The organism is Sphingomonas faeni (assembly GCF_040407505.1).
Classification (GTDB): Bacteria; Pseudomonadota; Alphaproteobacteria; order Sphingomonadales; family Sphingomonadaceae; genus Sphingomonas; species Sphingomonas faeni_E.
Map to the genome: position 1 here is coordinate 82004 of NZ_JAPZPQ010000002.1, position 18140 is coordinate 100143.

The window sequence follows — 18140 nt, forward strand, 5'->3', positions numbered from 1 at the left end:
GCCTGTCACCGGGAGAGGAACTATGAGCCTGTTTTCTGCACGAATCTGTCTGCTGCTCGGCAGCGCGTTCATGATCATGCCGGCGTCCGCACAGGATGTGACCGCGCCCCCACCCGGATCGGTGCAGGATGGCGCCACCGCGCTTCCGCCACCGACAGCCGCCGAGCCGGGTCAGGACATTCCCACGACCGGCGACGAGATCGTCGTCACCGGCATCCGCAGCAGCCTTGCCAATTCGGCGCGCGTGAAGCGCGATGCGCAGCAGATCGTCGACAGCATCAGTGCAGAGGACGTCGGCAAATTCCCCGACTCCAACATTGCTGAATCACTCCAGCGTATCACCGGTGTCGCGATCGATCGGTCGGGTGGCGAGGGTCAGTTCATCACGGTTCGCGGTCTCGGGCCGGAATTCAACACCGTACTGGTCAACGGCCGCATCATGGCGACCGACAATCCGGGCCGCGAATTCTCGTTCGACGTGCTGTCGTCGAACATGATCCAGCGGACCGATGTGTTCAAATCGAACGTACCCGAGCTTCAAGAGGGCGGCATCGGGGCGACGGTCAATATCATCACCGCGCGCCCGCTGTCGGGACGCGAAGGGTTCCATTTTTCCGCCTCGGCGGGCGCGATCTATGACACGTTGCGAGACAAGGCGGGGCCGGACACGTCGGCCACCGCGTCGTGGACCAATCCGGACAAGACCTTCGGCGTCGTGCTGTCGGGGTCGTACACCAAGCGCAAGAACCAGGAAGACACCATCGCGATCGATGGCTGGATCAACGGACGGCCCGACATCGTCTCGGTGATCGGCGGCACACCGACGCTGATCACCGGCGCCGACCCGCGATACCCGACGACGGGCAACGTCAACGTTCCCCAGAGCCTCTATTACCAGCGCTCGCAGGAAGAGCGCGAGCGGATCAATCTGGCCGGTGCCGTCCAGTTCAAGCCCCGCGACAATCTCGAAATTACCGTCGACGGCATCTATTCGAAGTTCACCGTGTCGGGGGTGGTCCGCAAGATGGATAACTTCCTGGCCGCGCCGTATTTCGCGCCGACGTTCGACGGCAATGCGACGGCGACCGGGCTGGGCATGATCGGCGGCGACTTCATCGCGCAGAACCCGCAGTTCCTGGCGGACAATCGCGACAGGCTGACCAACAACGGCCTCAACGCGAAGATCGACCACGTCTACAACCTGACGAAGCGGGAATCGGAAAGCTATCAGTTCGGCGGCAACATCAAGTGGAACCCGGCCGACGACGTCGAAGTGCGGCTGGACGCGTCCGTCACGGGCGCGAACCGCATCTCGCCGAACCAGTATCTCGTGATCGGTGCGTTGCTGCCGTACAGCTATCAGTTCAATCTGAACCCCGGGCAGGGGCTGCCGACGGTATCGTTCGACAACGCGATCATCAACGATCCCGCCCGCATGCGGCTGCATTACATGGGGATCGACACCAATCGGTCGCGCGATCGCGGCTCGGAGTTCCATCTGGACACGAAGTACGACGTGCAGGACTCGATCCTGAAGTCGGTGCTGATCGGCGGGTCCTATACCGAGCGACGCAAGATCAATCGGCAGTTCAACAACAGCGATTCGAACTGCACCTATTGCGGCTATCAGGTTCCGATCGCGTCCGGTCTTCTGGAGGCATACGACTGGCGCAACCTCCTGGGCGGGGGGCAGAATATCCCGCCCTCGCTGTTTCAGTTCGATCCGAAGGCGTTCCTCGCCTATCTGAACGACCCCGCCACCCTGTCGATTCCGACCAACGGTCGCACACCCGCGCAACAGGCGGCATTCGCGCAACAGGTGCTCGCGCTGCCGGGTGGACCGTTCGGCGTCCGCGAACAGCTTCGCGGCACGGTCAACGTCCAGGAGAAGCTGACCGCAGGCTATATCAGCATGCAGTTCGGTGGCGAGCGCTGGGCGGGGAATGTCGGCGTCCGCGTCATCAAGACCGATGTCGTGTCGTCGGGTTTCAACACGCCCGTCATCAACATCGCCAACACGCCCGGCGACGATACCCTGCAGTTCACCTATGGGCCGGCGACGGCAGTGTCGGTCCGCAACAGCTACGTCAACGCGCTGCCGTCGGCGAACATCCGGTACAACGTCACCGATAAGCTGCTGGCGCGCGCCGCCTTCTCGCAGACGGTCACGCGCCCGACGCTCACCGATCTCGGGGTCAACAATGACTTCGGTGGACGCATCTCGGTACCGCAGTCGAGCGGTGGCAATCCGGGCCTGCTGCCGTTCAAGTCGACCAACTACGACGTGTCGGTGGAATGGTACATGACCCCCGTCAGCTATGTCAGCGTCGGCGGTTTCTATAAGGACTTGAGCAACTTCCTCGAACTCCAGACGCTGCCGGTGAACCGGTTCAACCGGGTGTTCCAAGACACCCGCACCCGCAACGGGCAGAACGGCTATATCCGTGGCATCGAGGTTGGCGCGCAATATGCCTTTGACTGGCTTCCGGGCTTCGCTTCGGGCTTCGGCGTCACCGGCAACTACACCTATGTCGACAGCAAGGTGCAGCGCGACCAGGTTCTCGCCGACTTCGACTGCGGCTATAACGGCCTGTCGCCACACTCCGCCAACGGCAGCGTCTTCTACGAGAAATACGGGATTTCGGCGCGTACCTCGTACAACTGGCGGTCGGATTATCTGCGGCAATGCCGGTCGAGCCAGGGACGCCCGCGTAGCCGGTCTTCCTATGGTCAGCTCGACTTCAACGTCGGTTATGACCTGACCTCGAATTTTCAAGTCTACGTCCAAGGCGTCAACGTCACCAACGAGCGGGTGAACGAATGGTCGGCGGTCGAGGACCGGTTCCTGGCGCTTCAGGAAACCGGTGCACGCTATAATTTCGGTGTGCGTGTGAAGTTCTGATCGGCGAGGCGGCGGGGCGAAAGGCGCCGGGTCGGGAACGGGGTAGACGCGATGTCTATCCCGTTCGCATGAGCCAACCCGGTATCCGGCCACGTCGCTGATCGATCAAGGCGGCGATGCAAGTAAGGTAGACGCGGAGTGGCCCGATCCGTATCCAACGATCGCCGCTTCGAGCGACGCGTGGGAAGACCTATGGTACGCGGACTGTTCGGCTCTGGAGCAGTATAGCTGCAAGGACGCGTTGTCGTTCCTTTACAAAACACGAGGCGAAACGCATCCCGTTTCGCCGATCGCGAGAGAGCGGGCACATACGCTAGTCTCCGCTGTGCTAACCTATGATTTACTGTTGAGCGCGGAGCCCGGATAGTGGGCGTCGACTGGGTTAAGCGAATAGAAGCCATCGACAGATCCAGACCTGGAGCTACAGGCCGCGTTCCATTGCCGACTTTCCTAGACAAAGGGCTTCGTCGTCCGGTAGGCGTCTGATGGAAATTGGGGGATATTACATGTTGGGAAGTATGTCGTCGGCGCGGCGTGTCCGCGCACGCGCATTGCAGACGAGCGCTCTGGTCATGACGCTGGCGCTGGCGGCCCCCGCTTTTGCGCAATGTGCGCCAGACCCGACGCTGGCGAATGGCACCACCACCTGCACCGGCACCGACGTCGACGGCATCCGCGTAACGACGCCAGGCACGACGGTAACCGTCGCCAGCGGCGCGACCGTCACCAATGCGGGCGGATCGGCGATCACGATCGAGGTGCCCAACACCGTCCCGACGATCACCGAAACCATCCTCATATCCGGGCAGGTAACCGGCGGCACGCAAAGCGGCATCACGCTGCTGACGGGGCCGACTTCACTGTATAACGGCAGTACGACACGGTTGGCGCTGACCGTAACGGATGGTGCGACCCTGTCGGGGTCGACCGGCCTTGTCATGGGGCGGACGGCCGGCAGCCTCTATGGCCAGCTGCTCGCCACGGTCGACAATGCCGGCACGATCACGGGGTCCGGTGGGGTCGCGCTGCGCGGCGACGTCGCCACGACCACCAACGGGTTCACGACATCCTGGTCGGCGTTCGATACGATCACCAACCGGGCGACCGGTACGATCTCGGGCAGCATCGCCGGCCCGGTCGCCGCGCTGAACAATGCCGGGCTGATCGACGGCGGCAGCGGCAGTGCGTTGACGGGTGGCGATGCGAACACGCGTTATCCCTATACGATCAATCCCGGCACATGGACCAACAGTGGCACGATCCGATCGAACGGCACCGCCGCGACGATCGTGAGTTCGACCATCGGCACGCTGACCAACAGCGGCACGATCGCCAATGCGGGCACAGGCGCAGCGCTGTCGTCCTCGTATCTGGTCGTGCAGAACCAGGCGGGCGGGCAGATCTCCAGCGGCGGCGCGACCGCCATCGACGGCACCGGCTATCTCAACCTCGTCAACCGGGGGACGATTACCGGCAACGTCGTGACCGGTAACAGCAGCAGCCTGATCGATTCGTCGCAGGGCCGGATCAACGGCTCGGTCGTGTTCGGCTCCGGCTATGACACATTGGTGGTCCGCTATGACGGCACCGCCACCCCGGTCACCGGGATCACCGGCACGATCGACGCCGGCGGCGGCATCAACACGCAGCAGATCGCGATCGGCAGCGACACGACGATCGCGACGCCGGTCGCTTTGCTGAACGGGTTCCAGCAGTTCGCCATCGCCACTGACAAGGGCGTGACGACCACGCTCGGTGCGGGCTTCGTCGCGCCGACGACCATCCAAGTGGCTGGCGCCGGATCCCTGGTCAATCGTGCGGCGATCGTCACGGCCGGGACGGCGTTCGTCCTGAACGGCGTATCGTCGCCCGACGTGCAGCGCTTCGTGAACGAGGGTAGCATTCAGGCCGGCAACGCATCGGCCTACGCGATCAGTGGCGGGTTCGGGTATTCGCGGATCGTCAACAGCGGTACGATCGTGTCGGCCGGAGGCGGTATCAACAGCTCGCAGGCCAGTGTCGTCAACGACGGTACGCTCACCGTCGCTGGCACCGGCGTCGAGATTTTCGGCAACACGCTGACCAACAGCGGGACGATCCGCTCGACCGCAGGCGTCGGCGCACGGCTCAGCGGCAACGTCGGCATCCTTTCGACCAACAGCGGGACGATCCAGGGTGCCCAGGTCGGCGTGCAGACCAGTGCGTACCTGGCCAACACCGGATCCATCACGGCGACCAACAGCAACGGTACTGCGGTGGTACTCGATGCGTACGGCGTGGTGTTCAACAACGCAGGCGGCGTCATCGGCAATGGCGGTCAGGCGATCACCGGCACGGTGTTCAACGAATCCGTCGTCAACGCCGGCACGATCAATGGTGCGGTCTCGCTGACCTATGCCGATCCGGGCCGCAGCAGCCAGCGCTATATATCGCAGGCAGGCGGTGTCCTGAACGGCAATCTCGTGCTTGGATCCGGCGGCCTCCTGTTCACCGATCTGGTCAACACCGGCCCCGGCCTGTTCGCGGGGATCACGGGCTCGGTCACCGCCGCGAGTGGCGCCAAGCTGCGCTACCGCGTGACGGGTGCGCAATCCGCCGTCCTGGGACCCGTCGGTCCGTTCGCGAATGCCGCATACGAGCTGACCGACGGCGCAGCCCTGACCCTGACCGCGCCAGCGACAGTCACGCAACAAGTGCTGGTCGCCGGTACCGGCAGCATCGACCTTTACGCCGACCTGGCGACCAACACGACGACGTCCGCGCTTGCCGTGGACGGTATCCTGGCGACGCAGGCGTCGTACGGCAGCCCGACAGGGGCGCTCGCGATCAGCAGCCATGGCACCATCACGGTGACACGCGCGACCGGCAGTTCAAACGGTGGGGGTACGGGCGTAAGCCTTGGCTACGACGACAGCTTCACCAATTTTGGCACGATCGCCGTCATCGACCGCAATGCGAACGGCGGTTCGGCCGGCATCGTCGGCGGCTTCGGCAGCGGTAGCGGGACCGTCACCAACGCTGGCTCGATCCTGCTCGATGGCGGCGTCGGCATCTCCGGCGCCAAGGTCACCAACACCGGCATCATCGCGCAGATCGACGGCGGTGCGGTCGCGCGCGGCGTCGTCGCTGGAACGCTCGACAACCGTGGTACCATTCGTGTCGGCGGTGTCGCGGTAACCGCGTACAACAGCGGGCAGATCGTCAATTCGGGCACCCTGTCGAGCACCGGTGGCATCGCCATTTCGGGCAACGACACTTCTGCGTCCGCCGCAATCACCAATGCGTCGGGCGGCACGATCACCGGTACCGGCGGAACCGCGGTGCGCCTCTACTACGGCACCTTTACCAATGCGGGCGCGGTGAACGGCACGGTCGATATGGGATATGGGTTCCCATATTACGCCGGCGCGCCGACGCGGTCCTATGCCAGCAGCACCTTCGTCGCCGCCGGCGGTACGGTCGCGGGCGACCTGCTGTTCGGCGACGCCAGCGATCTGCTTCTCCAGACCGGGGACACGCTTGGGGTTTCCGGCATCGTCGATGGTGGTGCGGGATATGACATTTACGGCCGCGTACTCGCCAGCAGCGGCACGATGGCGATCGACTTCGCTGGGCTTCGCAACTTCGAGGATGCGCTGGTGCAGGCGGCGGGCGCGGACACGGTCGCCACGGTAACGGCATCAAGCCCGTTTGCGGGCGATCTGTATCTGACGGGTGACGGCAGTGTCGTGAACCAGGCCACGATAGCGGGCCGGATGACGACCGAGTTGCCCTATCCGCTGTCCAACCCGTTCGACGCCAACCCGCTGTTTCCTGTCGATCAGACGCTCGCATCGATTACCAATGCCGGTTCGATCGCGGGGGGCGCCGTGCTCAGGACGGCATCCTTTGCCAACACCGGTACGATCGGCACCGCCGCGCTGGCGGACACCGCGGTGTATTTCAACCAAGCGTCCGCGCTGAACTTCGACAACAACGGCACGCTCGAAAACGACGGCAGCAACGATACCGTCCTCGCCTATGCTTCGGCGATAAACTTTGCCAACAGCGGACGGATATCGGCGGGCGTCGACGCTATGGCGGTGTCGCTGCTGAACTATTTCAACGGTTCGGTCGCGGCGACCAATAGCGGGACCATCGTCGGAGGGCTCTTCGCGTCGTCCTATGCCGATTACGGACCGTATGGCGTAGCGCCATCACCCGCGTCGGTTTCGCTCGTCAACAGCGGCACGATCACCCGCGCGTCGGGTATCGTCGTCGATCTGCATGTCGATACCGGCACCGCGGCCGGCACGGTGTCGCTCAACAATTCGGGCACGATCGAGGCGACCGGCAACGATGGCATCGGTGTGCTGGTCGATGCGGCCAGCCAATCGAATGACTCCACCCTGACGATCAACGTCGTCAATTCCGGCACGATCCGCGCCAATGGCGACACCAGCATCGCGCTGCTGATCAACAGCAACACGCCTGCTACGGCGACGGTCGTCAACGCAAGCGGAGGCCTGATCGAAGCGACCGGCACCGGCTCGACCGCCATCCTGTCCTATGACGCGAAACTCGATCTGACCAATACCGGCACGATCCGTGGTGGCGTCGCTGTCGGCAGCGGGGGATCGGACACGTCCGGCTACCCCGCTGGTGCGATCCGGACGATCGGCAGCGCGGACGACCGGATCGTCAATGCCGGCACGATCACCGGTTTGATCGACCTTGCTGCGGGCAACGATACCATCGAGAACCGCGGCCGGATCGAAGGCAACGTGGTCCTCGGCGCCGGCGACGACAGCTTCCTGCAATTGGCGAGTGCGACCCTGCTCGGTACCGTCGATGGCGGTACCGGGCTCGACAGCCTGATCGTCGATGCCACTGGCGGCGGCGCGGTCAACGGCGACCAGTTCATCAACTTCGAACGCTTCAGCCAGATCGGCCAGGGCAGTGTCGCCTATTCGGGCAATTTTCGCTTCGATACGATCGGCGTGTCGATGGGGACCGTCACGATCGCGGCTGGCGAGACACTGGCCAGCGACGGCGCCGTCACGCTGACGGGCTCGGACGCTGCCGAGACGGTGATCAACAACGGGACGATCGCAGGTTCGGTCATGCTGCTGGGTGGCAACGATCGCTTCGTCAATGCCGGCGTGGTCGGCGGTGCCGTGTCGCTGGGCGATGGAGACGACGAGTTCGTCGCACAGCCGAACAGCCGCGTTGTCGGTGGCGTAGATGGTGGTGCGGGCAACGATCTCTACTCCGTGATCCTCGCTGGCGATCGTTCCGGCCTCGGCACCTGGACCGGGTTCGAGCGGTTGGGCGTGGCGGGTTCCGGTACGCTGTCGCTGACGCTCGATCAGGGGCTCGACCAGATCGCGCTGACCGGCACGGGACTGAACCTCGCACTGGCCGGCTACAGCGTCGGCGCGGTGACGGGATCGGCGGCGGCCGAAACGCTGAGCGTCGACGGTGATATCGCCAGCGTCTCGCTGGGTGCGGGCGACGACGGTCTCACGCTCGGTACGACGCGCGCGGCGGGACGCTATGACGGTGGTGCGGGTAACGACACGCTGCGCTTCGGTGCGCTGGCGCCGGTCACGCTGGCGGGCACGGCGACGGGCTTCGAACAGGTCGCGCTCGCAGGCGGTGCGCTGACCGTGACGGGTACACTTGGCACCGCCGGGGCCGCACTCACGTTCGGCGCCGGCGACCAGCGGGTCACCGTCGCCAGCGGTGGGATGCTTGCGGGTACGATCGACCTGGGCGCGGGCAATGACAGTTTCCGCCTTGCCGCTACGGGCACGCTGAACGGGACGATCGCCGGTGGAGCCGGGACCGACGTCGCGACGATCGAACTGGCGGGCAATCGCACCCTCGGTGCCGTGCTGAGCGGGTTCGAAACGCTTGCGACCGAAGGTACCGGCACATTGTCGCTCGGCGGCGCGCACGCCTATGACCGTGTGCTGGCAGGCAGCGATCTGACGATTGTGGCCGGCGCATCGCTGGTCGCGTCGCAGGTCGTGTTCGCCGGGGGCGACAACCGCTTCACGATCGCGGGCACCTTTGCAGGATCGGTCGATGGCGGTGCAGGCAGCGACACGATCGCCGTATCGGGTGGCAGCCAGTCCACGCCGGTCGCGTTCGGCTCGGTCGCCAATGTCGAGGCCTTCACGATGTCGGGCGGCTTTGCGACGGTGACGGGTACGGCTGCGTTCGGCAACGTCGACCTCGCCGGGGGACGGCTGGTCGGTTTCGCCGGTTCGACGATCGGCGCCTCGCAGATCCTCGTTCGTCAGGGCGCGACCTTCGGGTCGGCCGGCACGGTCAACGCCAACCTGACGGTCGCTGGCACGCTCAGCCCGGGCGCGTCGCCCGGCACGATGACGGTGAACGGCAACGTAGCGCTGCAATCGGGCTCGGTCTCGCTGTTCGAGATCACGCCGACGGTGTCGGACAAGCTGCTCATCAACGGCACGCTGACGATCGCGTCGGGTGCGACGCTTCAGTTGGCGCCGAGCGGAACGCTGCGTCCCGGCACCTCCTACGACCTGATCGTCGCGAGCGGCGGGATCACCGGCAGCTATTCGACGGTCATCAAACCGGACACGCTGTTCGGGTTCGTGGTCCAGCGCGCCGACCGGATCCAGTTGCTCGGCCAGTTCCTGGGTGATGCCGCCTTCTCGCCGCAGGTCACGCGCAGCATCGGTTATGCCAATGCGACGCTTGCGGCGGTCCCGGCGACGAGTACGCTGTTCAACGCGCTGCCATCGCTGTTGACCGCCAGCGGTGCGTCGAACCCTGTGGCGTTCGCGCAGATCACGCCTGAAGCCTACGCATCCGCAACGCAGGTCGGTGTCGACAATGCACTCGCACTCACCAGCGTCGCGCGTGGCTCGGCGTTCGGCACTTCGGGAGACGACACGCACGCCTTCACGTTCGCGCAGACGCTGGGCGGGTGGCACCGGCTTGGCGGCGACCCGGCCACGGGTACCGCGATGGCGCAGAGCCGAAGCTACGGTTTCCTGGGTGGCATCGGTATCGGCAACGCAAGCTGGAGCATCGGCGGTTTCGCCGGCTATCTCAACGATCGCCAGCAGATCGACGCACTGGGGGCACGGACCAAGCTCGACGGCGTCGTTGCGGGCGTTCATGGCCGCTACCTTACCCAGGGCGGGTTCGGCCTGACCGCATCGGTCCTCTACGACGGTGGAACGGCACGGACCGACCGCGCATTGCCGGGGACGGCGTCCGCGAACGGCCGGTATGACCTTCACAGCTGGGTCAGCGACGTGTCGGTCAGCTACGATCTCGACATGGCGTCGGATTGGACGCTTCGCCCGCGCGCCGGTGTCACCTATGTCCGCACCACGCGCGACGGCGTGGCGGAAACGGGCGGCAGTCCGTTCGCGCTGACCGTTGCGCGCGACCGGCATGTCGCCGGCTTTGCCGATGCCGGGATGTCGTTTGCCCGTCCTGAGACATCGACGAACCCGTTCCGTCCGTTCGTGTCGCTCGGTGCGCGGTATCAGATCGAGGGCACGCGGACCGACGCTGTCGCCGGATATTCCGGCGGAGGTCTGGGTCTGGTGGCGCTCGGCGCGCAGCGAGCGCGGGTGGTCGGCACGGCGGCGGCGGGGATCGCGTATCGTCTGCCGAGCGGACTCGACCTGTTCGCCTCGGCCGGCTCGCAGACCGGTCGCGACGATCATCAGGAAAGCCTGACCGCTGGTCTGCGCCTGAGGTTCTGATTTCGGCGTTGGGGCATACCGCGTTTTATCTTTGAAACGCGGTGTGCCCTGCCTGCCGGCCGGTATTGGTACCAACAGCCACGCCTGCCGTTTGCCGCGGCGGGCGGGGCGGTCAGAACGGTGAAGCCGAACAGCACGACTAAGCGGCCGCCGACAGTATCGAACGCTTCCTTGACCGCCGATACGGTTGCGAGCGCAAAACTATGCGCGCACTATGCGATAGGCCTGGATCGATCTCGAAGCGCTATGCCGCGACCCGTACATACCTGGGGCGGGCAGGACGCTCGCGATACGAAAGGCACTCAGGCGAAATGTCGTCCGAACCCATATCGGAGCCCGATCCTACCGGGCTCGTCATCTATGTCGGCCAGGATCGCGCAGGCCATTGGCTGGTCCAGGACAGCCGGCGCACTCTCGAAGGCCGCTTCATCTCCTACGGTGCCGCGATGGGCTATGCGCAGGCCGAGCGGGATATCTACCATGCCAGCGTCGAGATCGCCGAGCTGCCGCTCACGCCACTGGTGTCCTTTACGCCCGTCGGTCGCGACGAGCGCGCCTTGCCGCGCGCGGCGTGAGGGGAGGAATGGCGATGAACGTCCACACTCTACCTATCTGGTCGCGTACCGTCGTCGGCGCGGTCAAGCGGACCTGTCGTGCGCAACACGGCTCGGAGGCGGCGGTCGATGACCTGCGCTGGCCTCGTATCGAGGCCGCCTTGTTGGCATTACGATCCAGCGGGCGGCATGCGGTCCGCATCGTCGATGCCGACTGCGGTGCCGGAACGCTGCTGCTGCATGCGCTGGGACATGCGAGGCAGCTGGGATTCACCGCCGTGGAGGGGCATGGGATCGATCGATCGTCGCTGTTGATCGGCCGCGCGCGGTTGGCGGCGAGGCGTGCTGCCGACCCGGCGCTCGGTGTGGACTTCGAGGCGGCGGACATGATCACGGCCTTGCGCGACGAGCAGGACCTGCCGGCCGATATCGTGATCTGCCACGACCTCGCGAGAGACCGTCGTCCAGAGGCAGCGCGTGCGGTCCGGAACGCCGGGCGGATCGTCATCACCGATGATGCCGCATGCCATGTCCGGGGAATCGCGGCATGACCCGGCGCGATATCCTCTGGCGCGGAATAGGCGTGGTGCTGGCCGTCGGAGCCTGTGGCGTGGCCGCGGCAATGAATGGGTCGGCGATGGCGATGCTCGTGTTTCCGATCGCGTTGCTGGGCCTGACGCTGATGATCAACGGCAAGCGCGTGGTGGTGGTGCTGCGGGCCGAACGTCATGGTCATGGGCATACCGCCGAAGCGATCCACGCCGTGCGCCTTCGTCGCTCCCGCCGGCGCGTCGCTCCGCCTCATTCCTGATGACCGGACACCGAGCACTCATGACTTATTTCAGTCCGCGGGACGGCGTCCTGTGCGCCGAAGGCGTGCCGCTGCCCGTCATCGCCGAGGCGGTGGGAACGCCCGTCCACGTCTATTCCGCCGCGGCGCTGCGCGATGCCGCACACCGTTTCAGGTCGGCGCTGTCGATCCTCCCGAGGGTGCGGGTCGCGTTTGCCGTCAAGGCGAACCCGAACGGCGCGGTGCTGCACCTGCTGGCCGGGTGTGGCTTCGGCGCCGACATCGTCTCGGGCGGTGAGATGCGGCGCGCGCTCGACGCGGGGATCGCCGCGTCGGACATCGTCTTCTCGGGCGTCGGCAAGACCGACCGCGAACTCGCCGACGCGCTCGCTGCCGACGTCGGGCAGTTCAACCTCGAGTTGGAGGAGGAGGGGCAGGTGCTCGCCGCGCTGGCACGCGCGCACGGCAGGCGAGCGACCGCCGTGCTGCGGATCAATCCCGACGTCGATGGCGGCACGCATGCCAAGATCTCGACCGGACGGCGCGGCAACAAGTTCGGGGTGGCGATCGCCGACGTCCCGGCGATGTACGACCGACTGTCACGGCTCGAGGGTCTCGACCTGGTCGGGGTCGCGTTGCACATCGGCAGTCAGTTGCGCGATCTCGCGCCTCTGGAGGAAGCCTATGACCGGATCGGCCGGCTCGTGGCGGACTTGTGCGCGCGCGGCCATGTCGTCAGCCGCGTAGATCTCGGCGGCGGCCTTGGCATACCCTATCGCGCCGACGACGTGGTTCCGACGCTTGACGCCTATGCCGCCATGGTCGCGCGGGTCACGCGCGATTGGGACGTCGAACTCACGTTCGAGCCGGGACGGGTGGTCGCGGGGCTCGCCGGCGTGCTGCTGACGCGGGTGATCTGGGTGAAACCTGGCGCCGACCATCCGTTCGTGATCGTCGATGCCGCGATGAACGACCTCGCGCGGCCGGCGCTGTACGATGCCTTTCACCGCTTCGAAGCGGTCATGCCGGACGGCGAGCGGATGGTCGCGAATATCGCCGGCCCGGTCTGCGAAAGCGGCGACGTGTTCGCGGTCGCGCGCGATATCGACCGTGTCCGCCGCGGCGATCTCGCCGTGCTGCACGCTACCGGCGCGTACGGCGCGGCGATGGCCTCGACCTACAACTGCCGCGCGCTCAGCCCGCAGGTTCTGGTCGACGGCGACCGGTTCGAGATCGTCGCCGATCGCTATCTCCCCAAGGAGTTCGCTGCATAGAGGCGGCGGCGCTCAGGTGAGGTAGGCGTGAACGATCTCGACCAGCTCCTCGGCCGCGACCGTGCGGGGATCGTCACGCGACGATGCGGGATCGATCATGTGCTCGCGGATATGATCCTCGATCACTCCGGCGATGAACCCGTCGAGCTCGCCGCGGCACGAGGTCGCCTGTTGCAGGACCCGCGTGCACTCCCGGTCTTGCTCGATCGCACGTTCGAAACGTGGCTCAGTTTCCATTGCTTCATCGTTCGTAGGACAGCGCGCACGCGTCTTGGTTAGCGAAGCAGCGTGCCGGGAAGCGCTCCAAATCATGGGCATCCGCTCGATCCTCGCAGGCAAGTTGCAGTGTGCAGTGGGAGCATTGGACGTGCACGTCGGGGGTTGCGACATTCGCCGCGTGACGCTGCTACGTTCCCTAATCTATAGGATTGCATGGCCCGACGAATCTCCATGCAGCCGTCTGCGCAGCTCTCTATTCGAAATGCCACCCGACTCCTGTCGATGATTCACGAACTTCACAAGGCGGGCTATCAGCGTCTCAGATTTTACTCCGGTATGTCGCCGAGCGGATTGCATTGGCGCTGCGCGATCACGCATGCCGGTAATATTGCGGCCGACGGCATATCGTTTCTAGCCAGCACGCCCAACGATGAGATAGCCCACCATTCTTCGGGAAGCGAGGATCGCTATTTCGGCTGGGAGGACGCCGCTGGACGCTCCGCCCGCGAACTCGCCGTTCTCTTCATCCAGCGTTTTCCGATCATCGCGCAAAAGGGCGATGGCCGAGACTGGGCTTATGCAGGGTGGTTGACTGACGTCCTCGGCCGTGCGGAACATGGTGCGAGCGATGCCATACCTGTCTTCTTTGCGGATTATCCCGTTCGACTGGATCCTGATTGGCTCCCACCTGCGGTAGTGCAGGGCGCGCGGTGATTGTGCCCTAGCTGCCGGCACCGATGCCAGAGCACAGTCATTCCAAGGCGAATGGTTTCCTCCCTTGCGACCGAAGCATGGTTTTTTGGATCGGTCCAAGGCCGTCAGAACGGCGAACCCGATTTGGTCTGAGTGCAGACGAACCAATGTTGGGTTCCGGGAAACGGGCGGTAGATCAGACCGCAGATGTTCGTCAGCGCACCGTAGGTGTCGGACCGGGAGATTGTCATCTCAGGCCCAGTTTCATGTCCTGAAACCCGTGTCACTGTAGGACTTCCCGTCAAAGAAGGCGCAATGCCATTCTTTGACCAGAAGTGGTGCCCGGAAGAGGACTCGAACCTCCACGACCTTGCGATCGCCAGCACCTGAAGCTGGTGCGTCTACCAATTCCGCCATCCGGGCACGGGGTAGGAGGGCGCCTCTAGGGGAGGGTCGCGATGCTTGTCAACACGCCTCTTGCTGGGGCAAGGGGTTATTCGTGATTGGCAGGCAAAACAAAGTGGACGGACGCGCGATGAACGACAAACTGGTGACGCTGATCGGGGGTGGCGGTTTCGTCGGCCGCTATGTCGCACAGGCGCTGCTGGCGACGGGTGCACGCGTCCGCATCGCGCAGCGCGATCCGCGGCAGGCGTTCTTCCTGAAGCCACTCGGCGGGCTCGGCCAGACGCAGTTCGTCGGTGCCGACGTCACCAAGCCCGAGACGATCGCGCATGCCGTGCATGGCTCGGATGTCGTGGTGAACCTGGTCGGCGTGCTCGCGGGCGATTTCCAGCGCGTCCAGGCACTCGGCGCGCAGACGGTGGCGCAGGCTGCGGCGAAGGCCGGCGTCGGGGCGCTCGTGCACGTCTCGGCGATCGGCGCCGATCCCGCCTCCGCTTCGGCCTACGGCAAGTCCAAGGGACAGGGCGAGGCAGCGGTGCTCGAGGCGTTCCCGAACGCGACGATCCTGCGACCGTCGATCGTGTTCGGCCAGGAAGACCAGTTCGTGAACCGCTTTGCCGGGATGATCGCCAAGGCGCCGGTCGTGCCGGTCCTGCGCGCGGGCGCGAAGTTCCAGCCGGTGTTCGTCGGCAACGTGGCGGACGCGGTGGTCGCAGCGGCGTCCGATCCCGAGACGTTCGGCGGCCAGACGCTGGAACTCGGCGGGCCCGACATAATCACGATGGGCAATCTCATCCGCTGGATCGCCAAGACGATCGGGCGCAACCCTTCGATCGTCGAGCTGCCGGACTTTGCCGGCGCGCTGATCGCCAAGGGCGGCTTCCTGCCGGGGGCACCGATCACCAAGGACCAGTGGACGATGCTGCAGACCGACAATATCGTTACCGGCACCGATGGCCTTGCCGCGTTCGGGATCGAGGCTACACCACTGTCGACGGTCGCACCGGGCTGGCTGGTGCGCTTTCGCAAGGCCGGACGGTTCGGTCGTCGCGCCGAGACGCATGCGGAAGTTCATGTCGCCTGATCCTGCGCGTGCTACCTACCCTTGAGACTGCCCTGACCTACCGCGCCGGAGCTCCCGCTTGACCGAACTTCTCACCGTCATCCTTCTCGGCATCGTCGAGGGGATCACCGAATTCCTGCCCGTCTCCTCGACCGGGCACCTGATCCTCGCGACACGGTTGCTCGGCTATGACGCGGGGCGCTGGGAGGTGTTCAACGTCGTCATCCAGCTTGGCGCGATCCTCGCGATTGTCGTGCTGTACTGGCGGACGTTCTGGGCGGTCGGCATGGGGCTCATCAAGCGCGAGCCGAAATCCTGGCTGTTCCTGCGCAACCTGGTCGTCGCGTTCATCCCGGCGGCGGTCATCGGCCTCGCGCTGCACAAGTATATCGAGGCGCTGCTCGGGAATGCTGAGGTCGTCGCGATCGCGCTGATCGTCGGCGGGTTCGCGATCCTCGCGGTCGAGCGGTTCGCACCGCGCAGCGACATCAGCGGCGTCGCGGACATCCCGCTGAAGACCGTGATCGGCATCGGTTTCCTCCAGTGCCTCGCGATGGTCCCCGGCGTCAGCCGCTCCGGTGCGACGATTCTCGGCGCGTTGGCGCTGGGCGTCGAGCGGCGCACTGCGGCCGAGTTCAGCTTCTTCCTCGCGATCCCGACGATGCTGGGGGCAAGCGCGCTCGAACTGCTGAAGAACCGCGATGCGATCGCTAGCGGCGGCGGTGTCGGGCTTGGCGCGATCGCGATCGGCGCTGCGGTATCGTTCGTCGTCGCGCTGCTGGTCGTGAAGTGGTTCGTTGGGATCGTCACCAAGCATGGGTTCGTGCCTTTTGCCTGGTACCGGGTAGCTGCCGGTTCGGCCGCGCTGGTCTGGCTGCTCAGCAAGTAGGTCCGTTTCGGTATCAATAAGTCTTGTTGAGAATTGTTCTTAGATAATTTGACTGAATTGACCGATTAATACGGCAGCAATCCTGACATACTGGTCGATTTCACGGTGACAAGTTTCCGATGGCGCAATAACGCGGCTGTCGGAGGCATGTATGGCGAACGATTCGATGCTAAAGTTTGTCGGGCGGGAGCAATCCTATCCGGCAAAGCGCACCGCGGATGAGCGGCAGGAGGATTTCCGTGAGATCGCGCAGCGATACGCGGTCCAGCCCGCCGAGGAGCAGGCCGGGCGCTGTTCGCAGTGCGGTGTGCCCTATTGTTCGGTCCATTGCCCACTGCACAACCATATCCCCGATTGGCTCCGGCTGACCGCGGAAGGTCGGCTGCGCGAGGCGTATGAGCTCAGCAACGCGACCTCGACGATGCCCGAGATTTGCGGCCGGATCTGCCCGCAGGACCGGCTCTGCGAAGGTAATTGCGTCATCGAATTCACCGGGCACGGCGCGGTCACGATCGGCTCGGTCGAGAAGTTCATCACCGACACTGCCTGGGAGAATGGCTGGGTCGAACCACTGGTCCCCGGCAAGTCGCGCGGCCAGTCGGTCGGCGTGATCGGTGCGGGACCAGCTGGTCTCACCGCGGCGGAATATCTGCGCGGGCATGGCTATGACGTGCACGTCTATGACCGCTACGATCGCGCCGGCGGCTTGCTCACCTACGGCATCCCCGGCTTCAAGCTCGAAAAGCCGATCGTCATGCGCCGTGTGGAGCGGTTGAAGGCCGCTGGAATCGTCTTCCACGAAGGCTTCGCGGTCGGCGACGATGCGAGCCTCGACGATCTCCGCCAGCGCCACGACGCGATCCTGATCGCGACCGGCGTCTACAAGGCGCGTGCGATGGACCTGCCGGGCGGCGGATCGAACGGCGTGGTCGCGGCACTCGACTTCCTCGTCGCCTCGAACCGCAAGGGCTTTGGCGACGCCGTTCCCGCGTTCGACGACGGCAGCCTCAACGCGGAGGGCAAGGACATCGTCGTGATCGGCGGCGGCGACACCGCGATGGACTGCGTCCGCACCGCGATCCGCCAAGGCGCCAAGTCGGTGAAATGCCTCTACCGCCGCGACCGCGCCAACATGCCCGGCTCGCAGCGCGAAGTCGCCAATGCGGAGGAAGAAGGCGTCGAGTTCGTCTGGCTCTCCGGCCCGCAGAGCTTCGATGGCGGTGAAATGGTGTCGAGCGTCAAGGTCCGGAAAATGCGTCTCGGCGCCCCCGACGCGAGCGGCCGCCGCGCACCCGAACCCGATCCAGCGGGCGACTATTCGGTCGATGCCGATCTCGTCATCAAGGCGCTCGGCTTCGATGCCGAGGATCTGCCGACGCTGTTCGCAACGCCGGAACTGGGCGTGAGCCGCTGGGGCACCGTGCTGGTCGACGGCAAGACGTTGATGACCTCGCTCGACGGCGTGTTCGCAGCAGGCGACATCGTCCGCGGCGCGAGCCTCGTCGTCTGGGCGATCCGCGACGGCCGCGACGTCGCCGCGACGATGCACAAATGGCTGAAGACCAAGGCGGCCAACGCGAAGGTGGCGGCATGAGCAATGAACAGGGTTCCC

The 18140-nt window shown here is 65.2% G+C and carries 11 protein-coding genes and 1 tRNA gene; 10 read left to right on the forward strand and 2 right to left on the reverse strand.

The annotated features are described in order from the left end of the window. Nucleotides 1–22: 22 nt before the first annotated feature. From O6X71_RS06965 to lysA, 6 genes are all read left to right on the forward strand, one after another. Nucleotides 23–2902 (forward strand): TonB-dependent receptor, encoded by a 2880-nt coding sequence (locus tag O6X71_RS06965; protein WP_353465177.1) that lies wholly within the window; start codon nucleotides 23–25, stop codon nucleotides 2900–2902. Nucleotides 2903–3408: 506 nt separating this feature from the next. Next, the gene (locus O6X71_RS06970; RefSeq protein WP_353465178.1) at nucleotides 3409–10641 is read left to right on the forward strand and encodes an autotransporter outer membrane beta-barrel domain-containing protein; all 7233 of its coding nucleotides are present in this window, start codon (nucleotides 3409–3411) and stop codon (nucleotides 10639–10641) included. A gap of 311 nt (nucleotides 10642–10952) precedes the next feature. Further along, nucleotides 10953–11216: a hypothetical protein gene (locus O6X71_RS06975; protein ID WP_353465179.1), complete on the forward strand. Its 264-nt coding sequence runs from the start codon at nucleotides 10953–10955 to the stop codon at nucleotides 11214–11216. A 14-nt stretch (nucleotides 11217–11230) separates the two neighbouring features. Next, on the forward strand, nucleotides 11231–11746 hold the full coding sequence (locus O6X71_RS06980; protein ID WP_353465180.1) for a methyltransferase domain-containing protein: 516 nt from the start codon (nucleotides 11231–11233) through the stop codon (nucleotides 11744–11746). Further along, nucleotides 11743–12006 carry a hypothetical protein gene (locus O6X71_RS06985; protein WP_353465181.1) on the forward strand — a complete coding sequence of 88 codons (264 nt, stop codon included), beginning with the start codon at nucleotides 11743–11745 and terminating at the stop codon, nucleotides 12004–12006. Before O6X71_RS06980 ends, O6X71_RS06985 begins: the two co-directional genes overlap by 4 nt. 20 nt (nucleotides 12007–12026) lie before the next feature. Further along, a complete protein-coding gene (gene lysA / locus O6X71_RS06990; protein ID WP_353465182.1) occupies nucleotides 12027–13259 on the forward strand; it encodes a diaminopimelate decarboxylase in 1233 nt (410 codons plus the stop codon). A gap of 12 nt (nucleotides 13260–13271) precedes the next feature. Here the strand turns inward: lysA and O6X71_RS06995 are convergent, their stop codons facing one another. Then, nucleotides 13272–13496, reverse strand: a complete 225-nt coding sequence (locus tag O6X71_RS06995; RefSeq protein WP_353465183.1) for a metal-sensing transcriptional repressor — start codon at nucleotides 13494–13496, stop codon at nucleotides 13272–13274. 195 nt (nucleotides 13497–13691) lie between these two features. Between O6X71_RS06995 and O6X71_RS07000 the strand changes: the two genes are divergently transcribed. Continuing rightward, nucleotides 13692–14192 (forward strand): hypothetical protein, encoded by a 501-nt coding sequence (locus O6X71_RS07000; protein WP_353465184.1) that lies wholly within the window; start codon nucleotides 13692–13694, stop codon nucleotides 14190–14192. Nucleotides 14193–14507: 315 nt separating this feature from the next. Here O6X71_RS07000 and O6X71_RS07005 read toward each other — a convergent pair. Beyond that, a tRNA-Leu gene (locus O6X71_RS07005) sits at nucleotides 14508–14594 on the reverse strand. 112 nt (nucleotides 14595–14706) lie between these two features. Between O6X71_RS07005 and O6X71_RS07010 the strand changes: the two genes are divergently transcribed. The 3 genes from O6X71_RS07010 to O6X71_RS07020 all read left to right on the forward strand — a co-directional run bounded on the left by O6X71_RS07010 (nucleotide 14707) and on the right by O6X71_RS07020 (nucleotide 18122). Further along, entirely contained in the window at nucleotides 14707–15660 is a 954-nt protein-coding gene (locus O6X71_RS07010) for a complex I NDUFA9 subunit family protein (RefSeq protein ID WP_353465185.1), read from the forward strand. A 58-nt stretch (nucleotides 15661–15718) separates the two neighbouring features. After that, a complete protein-coding gene (locus O6X71_RS07015; RefSeq protein ID WP_353465186.1) occupies nucleotides 15719–16528 on the forward strand; it encodes an undecaprenyl-diphosphate phosphatase in 810 nt (269 codons plus the stop codon). 151 nt (nucleotides 16529–16679) lie between these two features. Beyond that, nucleotides 16680–18122 carry an NAD(P)-dependent oxidoreductase gene (locus O6X71_RS07020; RefSeq protein WP_353465187.1) on the forward strand — a complete coding sequence of 481 codons (1443 nt, stop codon included), beginning with the start codon at nucleotides 16680–16682 and terminating at the stop codon, nucleotides 18120–18122. Nucleotides 18123–18140: the final 18 nt, after the last annotated feature.

Excerpts from the sequence above, each read along its gene's own strand:
- O6X71_RS06965 (WP_353465177.1), top strand. The coding sequence starts at position 23 with ATGAGCCTGTTTTCTGCACGAATCTGTCTGCTGCTCGGCAGCGCGTTC.
- O6X71_RS06970 (WP_353465178.1), top strand. The coding sequence starts at position 3,409 with ATGTTGGGAAGTATGTCGTCGGCGCGGCGTGTCCGCGCACGCGCATTG.
- O6X71_RS06975 (WP_353465179.1), top strand. The coding sequence starts at position 10,953 with ATGTCGTCCGAACCCATATCGGAGCCCGATCCTACCGGGCTCGTCATC.
- O6X71_RS06980 (WP_353465180.1), top strand. The coding sequence starts at position 11,231 with ATGAACGTCCACACTCTACCTATCTGGTCGCGTACCGTCGTCGGCGCG.
- O6X71_RS06985 (WP_353465181.1), top strand. The coding sequence starts at position 11,743 with ATGACCCGGCGCGATATCCTCTGGCGCGGAATAGGCGTGGTGCTGGCC.
- lysA (WP_353465182.1), top strand. The coding sequence starts at position 12,027 with ATGACTTATTTCAGTCCGCGGGACGGCGTCCTGTGCGCCGAAGGCGTG.
- O6X71_RS06995 (WP_353465183.1), bottom strand. The coding sequence starts at position 13,496 with ATGGAAACTGAGCCACGTTTCGAACGTGCGATCGAGCAAGACCGGGAG.
- O6X71_RS07000 (WP_353465184.1), top strand. The coding sequence starts at position 13,692 with ATGGCCCGACGAATCTCCATGCAGCCGTCTGCGCAGCTCTCTATTCGA.
- O6X71_RS07010 (WP_353465185.1), top strand. The coding sequence starts at position 14,707 with ATGAACGACAAACTGGTGACGCTGATCGGGGGTGGCGGTTTCGTCGGC.
- O6X71_RS07020 (WP_353465187.1), top strand. The coding sequence starts at position 16,680 with ATGGCGAACGATTCGATGCTAAAGTTTGTCGGGCGGGAGCAATCCTAT.